Annotated in this window: 15 protein-coding genes; 13 read left to right on the top strand and 2 right to left on the bottom strand. The window is 59.8% G+C overall.

The features are described from left to right. The first annotated feature begins 19 nt into the window (after nt 1-19). The 8 genes from PHX60_RS01935 to PHX60_RS01900 all read left to right on the top strand — a co-directional run bounded on the left by PHX60_RS01935 (nt 20) and on the right by PHX60_RS01900 (nt 7,905). A complete protein-coding gene (locus PHX60_RS01935; protein WP_300073922.1) occupies nt 20-1,000 on the top strand; it encodes a TerC family protein in 981 nt (326 codons plus the stop codon). A 128-nt stretch (nt 1,001-1,128) separates the two neighbouring features. After that, nucleotides 1,129-2,091 (top strand): AraC family transcriptional regulator, encoded by a 963-nt coding sequence (locus PHX60_RS01930; protein WP_300073919.1) that lies wholly within the window; start codon nt 1,129-1,131, stop codon nt 2,089-2,091. Nucleotides 2,092-2,154: 63 nt separating this feature from the next. Then, nucleotides 2,155-2,715 (top strand): carboxymuconolactone decarboxylase family protein, encoded by a 561-nt coding sequence (locus tag PHX60_RS01925; RefSeq protein ID WP_300073916.1) that lies wholly within the window; start codon nt 2,155-2,157, stop codon nt 2,713-2,715. 6 nt (nt 2,716-2,721) lie between these two features. Next, nucleotides 2,722-3,843, top strand: a complete 1,122-nt coding sequence (locus PHX60_RS01920) for an acyl-CoA dehydrogenase family protein (RefSeq protein ID WP_300073913.1) — start codon at nt 2,722-2,724, stop codon at nt 3,841-3,843. After that, nucleotides 3,840-5,105, top strand: coding sequence for an FAD-dependent oxidoreductase (locus tag PHX60_RS01915; protein ID WP_300073910.1), 1,266 nt, complete (start codon nt 3,840-3,842; stop codon nt 5,103-5,105). The genes PHX60_RS01920 and PHX60_RS01915 overlap by 4 nt, the downstream gene beginning before the upstream one ends. Continuing rightward, nucleotides 5,102-5,917, top strand: coding sequence for an ABC transporter ATP-binding protein (locus PHX60_RS01910; protein WP_300073907.1), 816 nt, complete (start codon nt 5,102-5,104; stop codon nt 5,915-5,917). Before PHX60_RS01915 ends, PHX60_RS01910 begins: the two co-directional genes overlap by 4 nt. Before the next feature lie 2 nt (nt 5,918-5,919). Further along, on the top strand, nt 5,920-7,107 hold the full coding sequence (locus PHX60_RS01905) for an ABC transporter substrate-binding protein (RefSeq protein ID WP_300073904.1): 1,188 nt from the start codon (nt 5,920-5,922) through the stop codon (nt 7,105-7,107). 18 nt (nt 7,108-7,125) lie between these two features. Continuing rightward, complete coding sequence (locus PHX60_RS01900) at nt 7,126-7,905, top strand: ABC transporter permease (RefSeq protein WP_300073901.1); 780 nt, start codon at nt 7,126-7,128, stop codon at nt 7,903-7,905. A 28-nt stretch (nt 7,906-7,933) separates the two neighbouring features. Here the strand turns inward: PHX60_RS01900 and PHX60_RS01895 are convergent, their stop codons facing one another. Further along, nucleotides 7,934-8,473 (bottom strand): alpha/beta hydrolase, encoded by a 540-nt coding sequence (locus PHX60_RS01895; protein WP_300073898.1) that lies wholly within the window; start codon nt 8,471-8,473, stop codon nt 7,934-7,936. Between the two features lie 224 nt (nt 8,474-8,697). Between PHX60_RS01895 and PHX60_RS01890 the strand changes: the two genes are divergently transcribed. From PHX60_RS01890 to PHX60_RS01870, 5 genes are all read left to right on the top strand, one after another. Next, nucleotides 8,698-9,180 carry a rhodanese-like domain-containing protein gene (locus PHX60_RS01890; RefSeq protein ID WP_300073895.1) on the top strand — a complete coding sequence of 161 codons (483 nt, stop codon included), beginning with the start codon at nt 8,698-8,700 and terminating at the stop codon, nt 9,178-9,180. A 16-nt stretch (nt 9,181-9,196) separates the two neighbouring features. Next, nucleotides 9,197-10,099 (top strand): serine O-acetyltransferase EpsC, encoded by a 903-nt coding sequence (epsC, locus tag PHX60_RS01885; protein WP_300073892.1) that lies wholly within the window; start codon nt 9,197-9,199, stop codon nt 10,097-10,099. Next, nucleotides 10,096-10,365: a helix-turn-helix transcriptional regulator gene (locus PHX60_RS01880; RefSeq protein WP_300073890.1), complete on the top strand. Its 270-nt coding sequence runs from the start codon at nt 10,096-10,098 to the stop codon at nt 10,363-10,365. Before epsC ends, PHX60_RS01880 begins: the two co-directional genes overlap by 4 nt. A 91-nt stretch (nt 10,366-10,456) precedes the next feature. After that, nucleotides 10,457-11,392 (top strand): family 2A encapsulin nanocompartment shell protein, encoded by a 936-nt coding sequence (locus tag PHX60_RS01875; RefSeq protein ID WP_300073887.1) that lies wholly within the window; start codon nt 10,457-10,459, stop codon nt 11,390-11,392. A gap of 9 nt (nt 11,393-11,401) precedes the next feature. Then, nucleotides 11,402-13,378, top strand: a complete 1,977-nt coding sequence (locus PHX60_RS01870; protein ID WP_300073885.1) for a family 2A encapsulin nanocompartment cargo protein cysteine desulfurase — start codon at nt 11,402-11,404, stop codon at nt 13,376-13,378. 50 nt (nt 13,379-13,428) lie between these two features. Here the strand turns inward: PHX60_RS01870 and PHX60_RS01865 are convergent, their stop codons facing one another. Next, nucleotides 13,429-13,794 carry a metalloregulator ArsR/SmtB family transcription factor gene (locus PHX60_RS01865; RefSeq protein ID WP_300073883.1) on the bottom strand — a complete coding sequence of 122 codons (366 nt, stop codon included), beginning with the start codon at nt 13,792-13,794 and terminating at the stop codon, nt 13,429-13,431. Nucleotides 13,795-13,857: the final 63 nt, after the last annotated feature.

Raw genomic sequence — 13,857 nt, 5'->3', positions numbered from 1 at the left:
TTTTACAAGGAAGCACACAATGGAAACCATTGGTACTTGGTGGATGTGGGCGGGATTCTTCGCCATCGTCCTCGTCATGCTGGCCATCGACTTGTTTGTCGTCGGTGGCGGCAAGCAGCATCGCGTCTCGTTCAAAGAGGCGCTTACTTGGTCAGGCATCTGGGTCAGTGTCTCGATGCTGTTTGCGGGCGCGCTCTGGTGGTATTTGGATGGGGCCGCTGGGCGCGAAGTGGCGAATGAAAAAGCCTTGCAATTTGTCACCGGCTATTTGATTGAAAAATCGCTGGCCGTGGACAACGTGTTTGTTTGGTTGATGCTGTTCAACTTCTTTGCCATCCCGCTAGAGCTGCAAAAGCGCGTGCTGGTGTTTGGCGTGTTGGGTGCCATCATCATGCGTACCGGGATGATTTTTGCGGGCGTGTGGCTGATTGCCCAATTCCATTGGTTGTTGTACGTGTTTGGTGCTTTCTTGCTCATCACCGGTATCAAAATGTGGTGGTTTGCCGACCAAGAGCCAGATTTGTCCAGCAACCCGGTGATTCGTTGGATTCGCAAGCACATGAAAGTCACCAACGAGCTGCACGGCGAGCGCTTCTTTGTCCAGAAGCAAGTTTGCGGCCCACATGGTGATGTGCAATGGGTGCGCTACGTCACGCCCTTGTTCTTGGTGCTGGTGTTGGTTGAACTGAGCGATGTGATTTTTGCCGTGGACTCTATTCCGGCGATTTTTGCCATCACTACCGACCCGTTCATTGTGCTGACCTCGAACGTATTTGCTATTTTGGGCCTGCGTGCGATGTACTTTCTGATGGCCGATATGGCTGACCGCTTCTCGCTGCTGAAATACGGGCTGGCGCTGGTGCTGATGTTTATTGGCGTGAAGATGTTGCTGCTGGATGTGTACCCAATCCCGGTAGCGGTGTCTTTGGGCGTGGTGGCGGCCATCATTGGCACCTCGGTGGTGTTGTCGCTGAAAAAGGATGCCCACGCTGCGCGCTGATAGGTGTCGATAAGCAGTGGCTGGTACTTGGCCCCGCGTGCATATACAAATACGGAAAACGTTGTTGGTGTTTTGGCGCGGCCACTCTAGCATCGCGGCTCCCGCCCTGACCACTGCCAGACCACGCCATGCCCCACCGCCAAGACCGTTTGATCCAATGGCTGCTCAGTAGCCTAGAGCTGCAAACCACGCTGTTCCATCTGGGGCAGTATTGTGGTTCTTGGCAAGCCTCTACCACCGGATTGGCGCGGGCAGGGTTTCATGTGCTGCTGCATGGCGACTGCTGGCTGCATTTGCCACACAGCGGACAAAGCCAAGCGCTGCAAGCGGGCGATGCGGTGTTTTTCTTGCGCGATGTGCCGCACCTGCTCAGCCCGCACGCCGATGCCACGCTGGCGGCACAAGCGCCCAAAATACCAATGGCGGCCTTCGATGCCACGGTGCCATGCAGCACCGCTTTGGCCTGTGGCTTTTTTGAGTTTCGCGCGCCGCTCAACAGCGTTTTTTTAAGCTCGTTCCCGGATTACGTCATCGTCTCGGGCCAAAGTGGTACGTTGCAAGAAATCAAACCGCTTTTTGATTTGATACTGGCCGAAGCGCAGCACAGCCCGCATCCGGATGCGCCCTCGCCGCTGATTACCCGGCTGGTGGATTTGATGTTTTTTTATGTGATTCGGCACCTGTGCCAGCGCCAAGAAGTCAGTGCTGGCCTGTGGGCGGTGTTGGCGCGGCCCGAGTTTGCGCTGCTGCTCGAAGCCATTGTGCGCCAGCCCGAACACGATTGGACGGTGGAGGCGATGGCCGATGTGGCTTGCATGTCGCGTACCCGGTTTTTCAAGCGCTTTTCAGAGACTGTCGGCACTTCGCCCAGCCATTTTTTGGCACAAATCAGGATGCGGCTGGCCACGCAGTGGATGGAAGAGGGTATGCCGCTGTCGCGCGCGGCGCAATCGGTGGGTTACCAGTCGGATGCGGCGTTCTCGCGGGCTTTCAAAAAAATCACTGGCAGTTTGCCCGGTAGCCTGCGCCGCGGCATGGCCGCAGTGCAAAATGGGACATTCGAGCAAGAAAACGGGACGTTTGCACATTGAGCCTGGTCGCCAGCTTCTTGAAAATCAAAGGCATTTTCCAACGTCTTTTTTTTCGGAGCTTCCATGTCGCGCTTGACCGTCCAGACCCTCGAATCGGCCCCCGAAGCCAGCCAGCCTTATCTGGCCGCTGCCAAAGCCAAAAATGGCTTCATCCCTAACTTGCTCGGGGTGCTGGCCAATGCTCCCACAGCGATTGAGATGTACGTCAAGGTCTCGGAAATCAACAGCCGCAGCAGCTTTACATTGGAAGAGCGCGAAACGGTGCAAATCACCGCCGCCACCAACCACGGCTGTGCTTTTTGCGTGGCGGGCCACACGGCGGTTTGCTACAAGCAGGGCAAACTCGACCCCACTTTGGTCAACGCCATGCGCGACCAAACGCCGCTGCCCAACCCCAAACTCGAAGCGCTGGCCGAGTTCACCCGCGCCGTCATTCGCACCAAAGGGGCCGTCAGCCAAGACGAGCTGCAAGCCTTTTTGGCCGCCGGTTATGCCGAGCAGCAGGTGCTGGAGGTGATTTTGGGTGTCGCTTTGGCCACGCTGTGCAACTTTGCCAACACCTTGGCTGGCACCGAACTCAACCCCGAACTGGCCGCCTACCGCTGGGACGGCAAAAAAGCCTAAGCCGCCATGAGCACCACAGACAATCCCCCCCTGTTGGCCGCTGTGCGCGCCTACGCCCAAGGCCCGTTGGCGCAAAAAGTACAAACCATCGACCAAGATGGCTACTACCCCCAGCCCGAACTGCAAGCCTTGGCCCAACTCGGTGCCATGAGCGCACACTTGGATGCCCCGCACGGCGCAGGCGATTTTGGTTTGGCGATTGCCGCGATGGCCGAGGTGGCGCGCGTCTGTGGGGCTTCGGGTTTTATGGTCTGGTGCCAAGCGGTGTGCGGGCTGTATTTGCAGCAATCGGGCAACCCGGCACTGACCGGCACCATGTTGCAGCGCCATGTGCAAGGGCTGGGAATGGGCGGCACCGCCTTGTCCAACCCGATGAAAAGCTATGCCCAGATTGAAACTTTGCTGCTCAAGGCCACGCCGGTGGCGGGTGGCTACCGCGTCACCGGCAACCTGCCTTGGGTGAGCCATTTGGCTGCCGACCATTATTGTGGCGCGATTGCCGCCGTGGTGGACGAACACGGCCAAGCCACTGGGCGCGAAGTGATGTTCATGCTGCACTGCGATGCAGCTGGCGTGGAGCTGCACGAGTGCCCGAGTTTCTCGGGCATGGAAGGCACCGGCACCTACGCCCTGCGCCTGAAAGAGCATTTTATCGGTGCGGAGCAAATCGTGGCTGACCCGGCGCGGCCCTTCATCGCCCGCATTCGTCCGGCTTTTGTGCTGTTGCAGTGCGGCATTGCCGCCGGAGTCATCCAAGGCGCGATAGATTCGATGTGGGCGGTGGAGCAGCCGCTGGGCCATGTGAACCAATTTTTAGAAGACCGCCCGAACGCGCTGCAAGCCGAGTTGGATGCGCTGCTGGGCCGCGTGATGGATTTGGCCAAAACGCCGTTCGATACCTCGACCGAATTCTTCATTGACGTGCTAGACACGCGCGCCCACGGGGCCGAGTTGTCCTTGCGCGCCGCGCAATCGGCGCTGCTGCACCAAGGCGCGCGCGGTTATTTGATGCAATCGGACGTGCAGCGGCGCGTGCGCGAATCGCACTTTGTCGCCATCGTCACGCCCGCCATCAAGCATTTGCGTAAAGAAATGGCCCGTCTGAGCGCCGAGGTGCAACCCGTATGACGGCCACCAACACCGCGCCTTGGCTGCAATTTATTTGCGCTGCCTGTGGCTATATCTACGACGAAGCGCTGGGCGACCCCGATGGCGGCTTGCCACCGGGCACGCGCTTTGCCGATATTCCCGACGATTGGGCCTGCCCGCTGTGTGGTGTCACCAAGGCGGACTTCACGCCCTACCAAGCCCCCAGTCTGGCTGATTTGAAGGCCCAAGCGCGTGGCTGCGCTGCTGCTGGCCTTGGCCGACCAAGTCGCCAAGCCCCCGGCGTGGTGATTGTCGGCGCGGGCCGTGCGGGCTGGACGCTGGCCGCCGCCCTGCGCGCGCGCGATGCCGAGGTGCCCATTACCTTGGTCACAGCCTGCGCCGGTGATGTTTATGACAAACCGTTGCTGTCGGTGGCACTGGCGCGCGATTTGTCCTTGGCATCTTTGCGTAAAGAAAGTGGTGTAGATGCCGCCCAGCGCCTGAACCTGCGTCTGCTGGCGCACACCCACGCCATTCACATAGATGCCCAGCGCCAGCAATTGCGTACCACACGCGGCAGCTTGCCTTACCGCCAGCTGGTGCTGGCGCATGGCGCACAAGCCAAACTGCCCGCCCATGTGCCCGCAGAAGGGTGCTGGCGTATCAATCACCTCGATACCTACGAAAAACTGCGCGCAACGCTGGACGGCGGCAGCAAAGACATCGCCATCCTCGGTGCTGGCTTGATAGGCTCTGAGCTGGCCAATGACTTGGCATTGGCTGGCCACCGCATCACTTTGCTAGAGACACAAACCCAGCCACTGCCCGCGTGGAGCGCACACAACGCTGGCGCGCAACTATTGCAAGCTTGGCAAGCCTTGCCGATTCGTTTTGTCGGTGGCATCCAATTGGCGCAGGTGCAGACCTTGCCCAGCAGCACTGGGCCGCGTTACCGCATCCACAGCCAATGCGGCCAAAGCTGGGAAGTGGATGCGCTGATTGCCGCCACCGGGCTACAAACCCCCAGCCGCTTGGCGCGCAGTGCCGCGCTGGCTTGGCACGATGGCATTGCCGTGGCTGCCCAAACCCTGCAAACCAGCCAGCCGCAAATTTACGCCTTGGGCGATTGCATTTCGGTGGACGGGCGCAGCAGCCGTTTTATTGAGCCGATTGCGCGCCAAGCGCAAACGCTGGCAGCAGCGTTGTGTGCTTGCACGCCTGTGCCCTACGAGGTGCGTCCCGCGCTGGTGCGCGTCAAGACCAGCTCTTGCCCACTGACTTTACCGGGTGCAGCACCATGAGCGCCGCCATCGTCTTGCAAGCCCAAGGCATCTGCTTGGCCTATCCCCAGCCCCAAGGCGGCAGCCGCCGGGTATTGGAAGATTTTTCGCTGGCGATTGCCGCTGGCGAGATTGTGGCGCTGCTTGGCCCCAGCGGCGTGGGCAAATCGTCACTGCTGCGCGTGTTGGCCGGACTGCAAGCGCCAGAAAGCGGCACGGTGCAGGTGCATGGCGAAACCTTGAGCGGCCCGCATCCGCGCCTGAGCATGGTATTTCAAGACCCGTGCTTGCTGCCGTGGTTGTCGCTGGAGCAAAACGTGGCCTTTGGCTTGGATTTCAAGCACCAGCCGGTACTCACGGCGGCCCAGCGCCAGCAGCGGGTAACAGAGGCGATTGCCGAAGTGGGCCTGAGCGAAGCGCGGCGGCAATACCCGGCGCAATTGTCCGGCGGCATGGCGCAACGCACCTCCTTGGCGCGTGGCCTATCGCGCCAGCCGGAGATTTTGCTGCTCGATGAGCCTTTTAGTGCCTTGGATGAAATCACCCGCAGTGAGATGCAAAACCTACTGCGCGGCATTTGCCGTCGCCACCACACCGCCGCCGTACTGGTGACGCACGACATCGACGAGGCCCTGTTGCTGGCCGACCGCGTGGTGCTGATTGGTGGCACGCCGGGGCGCTTGGTGGGCGATTGGAGCATCAACTTGCCCGAACCGCGCGCTGATTCGGTGCGCGCCTTGGCGCAGTTGCGCCTGTCCGTTGTCGAGGCGCTGCACCAAGCGCGCAAACCGACAGCGGCCCCTTCTTCCGAACCCTTGCTTTACGAGATTTGACCATGTCCCAACACCTGCTAAATAACCGCCGTGAATGGCTCAAGCTGTCCGCCATGCTGACTGCCGGGGGCGCGCTGCCGCTGCTGCAAACGTTCAATGCCAGCGCCTCTACCGATGCGAACGCGCCGGTGCGTATCGGCTACCTGCCGATTACCGATGCCACGCCCTTGCTGGTGGCGCACCACAACAAAACCTACGAAGCCCAAGGCTTGGCGGTGGAGCCGCCGCGCATGTTCCGCAGTTGGGCGCAATTGGTCGAAGCCTTTATCGCCGGACAAGTGAATGTGGTGCATTTGCTCTCGCCGATTACCGTCTGGGCGCGTTATGGCAGCAAGGTACCGGCCAAAGTGGTGGCCTGGAACCACGTCGGTGGCTCGGCCCTGACGGTGGCCCCAGAGATTAACGAGGTCAAGCAGCTGGGCGGCAAAACCGTGGCGGTGCCATTTTGGTACTCGATGCACAACGTGGTACTGCAACACCTGCTGCGCAAAGGCGCGTTAGAGGCCATCACCAAAGGCACGCCTACGGCCAGCCAAGTCAAATTGGTGGTGATGCCACCCTCCGACATGACCCCCGCGTTGGCTTCTAAACAAATTGCTGGCTTCATCGTGGCCGAGCCTTTCAATGCCGGAGCAGAATTGCTTAAAGTGGGCAAAGTGCTGCGCTTTACCGGAGATGTCTGGAAAAACCACGCCTGCTGCGTCGTTTTTATGCACGAGCGCGACTTGAACCAGCGCCCCGATTGGAGCCAAAAAGTGGTCAACAGCGTGGTGCAAGCCCAGCTTTGGACGCAAAACAACCGCGCCGCCACAGCACGCCTGCTGGCCAAAGACGGCCCCAACCGCTACACCCCGCACAACGCAGAAACCCTATTGCGCGTGCTGGAACCCAACGCCGAGCAGGCCAAGCAATACCAAGCCAGCGGTGCCATTCGCCACCCCGAGTGGAACGAAGAGCGCATCGACTTCCAGCCCTATCCCTTCCCTAGCTACACCGAAAAAATGGTCGAGCTGCTCAAAATCACTAAGGTAGAGGGCGACAACGGCTTTATCACCGCACTGGATGCCAAAAAGACGGCCAGCGATTTGGTAGATGACCGCTTTGTCAAAAAAGCCATTCAGCAAGCGGGCGGCCTGAAAGCGTTTGGCTTCCCCGAATCCTTCGGGCGCACCGAAGTGTTTGGCGGCTAAGCCCGGCCTATGGCAACGATGGCAACGACCGTAAAACCGCTGGCCTCCAGCACCCGCTGGGCCTTGGGTCTGGGTGGGCTGGCTTTGTTGCTGGCGCTGTGGTGGGGTGGCAGCTATTGGCTGCGCGCGCAGATACCGCTGGCGGCCTCGCTGGCACCGGACCAAACCTTCATCAGCTTGTGGCAGCTGCTCATCAGCAACCAATTGACCGAGCATGTGCTAGTCAGTTTGCGCCGCGTGCTGGTGGGCTTGCTGATTGCGCTGCTGATTGGCGTACCGTTGGGGCTGGCGGTGGGCGCTTCGCGCCTGCTGGAGGCTGGCTCCGGCATGGCGTTCCAGTTTTTACGCATGATTTCGCCGCTATCGTGGATGCCGATTGCCGTGATGGTGCTGGGCGTGGGCGATGCGCCGATTTATTTTCTGCTCGCCTTTGCCGCAGTCTGGCCGATTTTGCTCAACACCGTGGCCGGGGTGCATCAACTCGATGCCCGCTGGATGATGTTGGGCAAAAGCCTCAGCGCCACGCGCTGGGAGCTGCTGCGCCGCATTGTGCTACCCGGCGTGCTGGGCCATATCCTGACTGGCCTACGGCTGGCGATTGGTATCGTCTGGATTGTGCTGGTACCGTGCGAGATGCTGGGTGTCAGTGCTGGTTTGGGCTACTTTGTGCTGGACACACGCGACCGCTTGGCCTATTCCGAGCTGATGGCGGTGATTTTGCTGATTGGTGCGCTGGGTTTTGCTTTGGATGCGGCAGCCCGCGCCCTGCACCGGCATTGGACGCACAGCAAACCCTGAGCCAAGACAGCTAAGCGGTTCAGCTGGTTCAGCCCTCTATCTGTCCCGCCAGTGATTGCAGCAAGGCCATGCCCAATGGCCACTCGCCATAGCCTGAGTCCACATTGATGTGGCCTGCATTTTGCAGGCGCACAAAATCACTGCCCCAAGCGCGCGCATAAGCACCTGCTAAACGGATAGGGCAATAGGGGTCGTTGCTGCTGGCCACCACAATGCTGCGATAGGGCAGAGGGGCAGCAGGCACCGGGGCAAAGTCCGTCAGGATGGCACGGCGCTCCGGGTCTGCCGGGGCGACCAGCAAAGCACCACACACTTTAGCTGCCGCCTCGGGCCGCATGTGAATGCTGGTAATGCAACCCAAACTGTGCGCCACAATCACCACCGGGTGGGGGGCTTGTAGCACCGTTTTTTCCAGTTGCTCCACCCAGGCCGCGCGCACCGGGGTCATCCAATCATCCTGCACCACCCGCTGCGCCCCTTGCAAGCGTTGCGCCCACAAAGTTTGCCAGTGCCCTGGCCCTGAATCGCGCCAACCGGGAACGATGATGGGAGAGATACAAGAAGTCACGCTGCTGATTGCCAAGAAGTTGCCAGAACGGAGATTCTGTGGCGGCACTCTTAAAACTCAAAAGAATATATTTCTCTTACTTTATTCAAAATAAATCTAAAGAAGCATGGTTTTTATAGCCGATTTTGTTATTTAGAAGACGTTTTTTATTCTTTTGAAATTTGAGTGATTGTTTTTACATTGGTGGCTATAGACCGCTTGGCACACCCAAAAAAGCATTCACCATGACGACAGCATTTGCAGAAACCACCACCTTACCAGCAGCCTTAGAGCAAGCCCGTACCCAAGCCCAAACCGAGGGTCTGGCCTACGCCGGGGGGGTCTCGCCCACCGCCGCTTGGGCGCTGGTACAAAACGGCCAAGCCCTGCTGGTCGATGTACGCACCACCGAAGAGCGGAAATTTGTCGGCCATGTACCCACCGGCTTGCATGTGGCTTGGGCCACTGGCACCTCCCTGACGCGCAACCCGCGTTTTGTGCGCGAGTTAGAAGCCAAACTGGCCCCATACGGTGGCAAACAGGCCGTGGTGCTGCTGCTGTGCCGCAGTGGCAAACGTTCGGTACTGGCCGCTGAGGCTGCCGCCGCCGCTGGTTTTAGCCATGTTTTTAACATCCTCGAAGGCTTTGAGGGCGAAATTGATGCCAGCCAGCAGCGCGGCAAAGACGACGGCTGGCGCCACCACGGCTTGCCGTGGGTGCAAGACTGAAAAGGCAGGCCACAGCATGTCCACCTTCGATATTGCCAGCATCACCCAAGCCTTACACGCTGCACGCCGCGAATGGCGCGAAGCGCAAAGCCGCTCGCAAGAACCCGGCGGGCGCGAACTGCCCTCGCGCGATGCCTTGGCCAAAATTATCGAACAGCTCAAAGAAGCGCTGTTTCCGATGCGTTTAGGGCCGCTAGATTTGCGCCAAGAAAGCGAAGATTTTTTTGTTGCCCACCGGCTCGATGCGGTGTTGCACGCCCTATTGGGGCAAGTCTTGCTAGAGCTGCGTTATAGCCGCAGGCACAACCCCAGCAGCAACGGCGATTTGCAAGCCGATGCGCTGGCGGCTACACGCAGTTTTGCCCAATCCTTGCCGGGTATCCGCCATCTGTTGGATAGCGATGTGCTGGCGGCTTACTACGGCGACCCGGCAGCGCGGGGCGTGGATGAAGTGCTGCTGTGCTACCCCGGCATTTTGGCCATGATTCACCACCGGCTGGCGCACCGGCTGTACCACTTGGGCCTGCCGCTGCTGGCGCGTATCGTCTCGGAGCTGGCGCACAGCCAAACTGGCATCGACATCCACCCCGGCGCACAAATTGGCGCGGGCTTCTTTATCGACCACGGCACGGGCGTGGTGATTGGGGAAACCGCCGTCATCGGGCAAAACGTGCGTATCTACCAAGCTGTGACGCTGGGGGCCAAGAGTTTTCCCAAAGATGGCCAAGGCCACCCGCAAAAGGGGCTGCCACGCCATCCCGTCGTAGAAGACGACGTGGTGATTTATGCCGGGGCCACCATCCTCGGGCGCGTCACGCTGGGGCGCGGCGCGGTGATTGGTGGCAATGTATGGATTACCCATGACGTACCCGCTGGCGGCCACGTCACCCAAGCCATCTCGCGCGAGGGCCAGCCATGAGCAACTTGGTGCAGAGCTTCGGCCTCGCGGTGCGCCAATCGCGCGAGGCCCAGGGCTGGTCACAAGAGCGGCTGGCCGAACAGGCGGACCTGAACCGCTCTTATGTCGGCGAGATTGAACGTGGCCGCGCCATTGCCTCTTTGCAAACCGTCGAAAAGCTGGCGCTATCGCTGGGCATAGCGCCCTCCACTTTAGTGCAGCGTGGCGAAGTGCTGCGCCAAAGCAATTTGGTGCGCGGCTTGCAATTGGCGGCTATAGCCTGTTGAAGCGCACCGACAGAACCCAGACACTGGCTTTTGAATTTTGCGTGTTTTTCATCGTTATTTTTCACCGTTGTTTTTTTCAGGGAGTTTTTTTATGTCAGCAACTGTAGGCGGCACCACCGCACTGGGCGATAACGCCGCACGGCAACTAGCCAACGCCACCAAGACAGCCCCCCAGCTGTCCACCATCACGCCGCGTTGGCTGACCCATTTGCTGCAATGGGTGCCGGTAGAGGCCGGTATCTTCCGCCTCAACCGCGTCAAGAACCCCGAAGACATCAAAGTGGTGTGCAGCGCCAAAGAAAAAGACAGCAAGCAGCTGCCACGCACTTTTGTCGAATATGAAGAGCATCCACGCGAGTTTTTCTTGAATGGGGTTAGCACTGTGTTGGACGTGCATACGCGCATTTCTGACCTGTACAGCAGCCCGCACGACCAAGTCAAAGAGCAGTTGCGCCTGACCATCGAGACTATCAAAGAAAACCAAGAAAGCGAACTGATTAACAACCCCGACTATGGCCTGCTGGCCCAAGTGACGGATGAGCAGCGCATCTTCCCGCTCACTGGCGCACCCACCCCCGACGATTTGGACGAGCTACTGACCAAAGTCTGGAAAGAACCGGCCTTCTTTTTAGCCCACCCGCTGGCGATTGCCGCGTTTGGTCGCGAGGCTACGCGCCGGGGCACGCCCCCTCCCACCGTGAGCCTGTTCGGTTCGCAATTCATTACGTGGCGCGGTATTCCGCTGATTCCGTCGGACAAAATTCCGGTGGCCGATGGCAAGAGCAAAATTTTGCTGCTGCGCGTGGGCGACAAGCGCCAAGGCGTGGTCGGCTTGTACCAGCCCGGTTTGCCTGGCGAACAAAGCCCCGGCCTGTCAGTGCGCTTCATGGGCATCAACAACCATGCCATTGCCTCGTACCTGATTGCACTGTACTGCTCCTTGGCCGTACTCACCCCCGATGCCTTGGCGGTGCTGGACGATGTCGAGGTCAACAAGTACCACGACTACCCCGATACCTACAAATAAAGTGGCCGCGTGGTGACTACCCTTTCATCCACCCCTACCGGCGTGCCGGTGGCTCCGCAAGCACCCATCGCCCCAGATTTGCTGGCGCGCATGGCGAATGCTTTTTTTACAGCGCTACCCGGTCAAACGCCTGATTTTTCACCGCCCGGTGTGCAAGCACCGGTCAACATTGCGCCGCCCGGCTCGCCCTTGGTCAGTCCAGCGGGGTTTGGCCCCAGTGTGCCGGGTACGCCGTTTCCGCAAGGCATCGTCCCTGGTGCCAATCTGATTCCGGCCTCGCCCACGCCCTTGGCTTCTTTGGCGCACCGCGCCCCAGCGCTGCTGCCGCACGCTGCGGCGGGCAATGGCGCTCCCGACAGCGTGGTCAGTACCTTGCCGGGCTACGAACCACGCTTTGGCAGTGGTGTCTTGGGCGTGCCCGAAGCCTCCACTGCCGCCCGCCCCGCCGTGGCTACCGCATCGCCGTTCTACTTTTTGGCAGACCGGCAAGGCCACCCGGCGGCAAATCCATCTAGCACTACGGCCAGCACCGCCAACCGCAACCCGGATGCACTCGATAGCTTGGCCCATGCACCTTTTGCCACGCCACAGGTGCCGCGCGTCAGCGCACCCACAGCAGGCAAAGGCGCGCCCAGCACCGTTCCCTCGGCAGAGCCAAAGTTTTACTTTGTCGATGCCGTGGTGCTGCCCGGTGGCTACACCACCCCAGCACACCCCACGCAAGCCGGGGCTGTGCCACAAGCAGGCCAGAGCGCGCACCCAGCGTTTGATGTCCATGCGGTGCGGCGCGATTTCCCGGTGCTGCAAGAGCGCGTCAATGGTCGGCCTTTGGCTTGGCTAGACAACGCCGCCACCACGCACAAGCCGCAATCGGTGATTGACCGCATCAGCTACTTCTACGCGCACGAAAACTCCAACATCCACCGCGCTGCCCATGAACTGGCCGCCCGTGCCACCGATGCCTACGAAGGCGCACGGGAGCGGGTACGCCGCTTTATCAACGCGCCCGATGTGAACGAAGTCATCTTTGTGCGCGGCACCACCGAGGCCATCAATTTGGTGGCCAAAAGCTGGGGCTGGCAGCACATTGGTGAGGGCGACGAAATCATCGTTTCTAACTTGGAACACCACGCCAACATCGTGCCTTGGCAGCAACTCGCTGCCGCCAAAGGGGCCAAGCTGCGCGTGATTCCAGTCGATGACTCCGGCCAAGTGCTGCTCGATGAGTACCAAAAGCTGCTCAACAGCCGCACCAAGCTGGTCTCAGTGACGCAGGTATCCAATGCCTTGGGCACGGTGGTGCCCGTCAAGCAAATTGTCGAGCTGGCGCACCGCGCTGGGGCCAAGGCACTGGTGGATGGGGCGCAGTCCATCTCCCATATGCGCGTGGACGTGCAAGACATTGGCGCGGACTTCTTTGTCTTCTCCGGCCACAAAGTGTTTGGCCCGACCGGCATTGGCGTGGTTTGGGGCAAGCGCGAAGTGTTGGAGGATATGCCCCCGTGGCAAGGCGGCGGCAACATGATTGCCGATGTCACGTTTGAGAAAACCGTGTTCCAGCCGATTCCCAACAAGTTTGAGGCTGGCACGGGCAACATTGCCGATGCCGTAGGCTTGGGCGCGGCCATCGACTACGTCAACCGCATCGGCATCGAAAACATTGCCCGCTACGAGCATGATTTGCTGGTCTATGGAATGCGTGCTTTGGGCGATGTACGCGGCGTGCGCCTGATTGGCACAGCGGCAGACAAAGCCAGCGTGATGTCATTTACTTTGGCGGGTTACACCACCGCCGAGGTGGGCGAGGCCCTGAACGAAGAAGGCATTGCCGTGCGTACCGGCCACCACTGCGCGCAGCCGATTTTGCGCCGCATGGGGGTAGAAACCACCGTGCGCCCGTCACTGGCGTTTTACAACACCTTTGACGAAATCGACCGGCTGGTAGCGGTAGTACAACGCCTGTCTAGCCAACGACGAGGCGCTTAATGCGTCCAGCGCACCCTTGCTGAGGGTGCGGCACCAAAGACCGGCTAAACCTAGCCGGTCTTTTTTTGTTCAGACTCTGCGGCGTACCCGAGTAAGGCTTGGCGATTTTTGCTGGCCTGTTCAAACTGGCGCACGATGCTGTCACACACCAAATCGCACAAGGCATACACCGAGGGGTCGGCGATGCGGTAATAGACACAAGTCCCCCGGCTCTCGCGCGCTACCAGCCCTTGCTGCATCATCAGCGACAAATGGCGCGACACATTGGCCGCCGTATAGCCACACAACTGGGCCAGCTCGCCCACATTGTGTTCGCCTTGGCGCAAGAAGTTGAGGATACGCAGGCGCGTTGGCTCAGCCAGCACCTGAAAGTAGCTGGCTACTTGCTGCAAAACTTCCGGAGGCAGATTTTTCATGGTGCAATAATCTTACCTCATTTGACTAATTAGCTTATTAGTTAAATAATCATATAGTTATCA

The organism is Giesbergeria sp. (assembly GCF_028686475.1).
Lineage (GTDB): Bacteria > Pseudomonadota > Gammaproteobacteria > Burkholderiales > Burkholderiaceae_C > Simplicispira.
The sequence above is the reverse complement of the archived record's forward strand: the minus strand, read 5'-3'. Positions and strand labels throughout refer to the sequence as shown.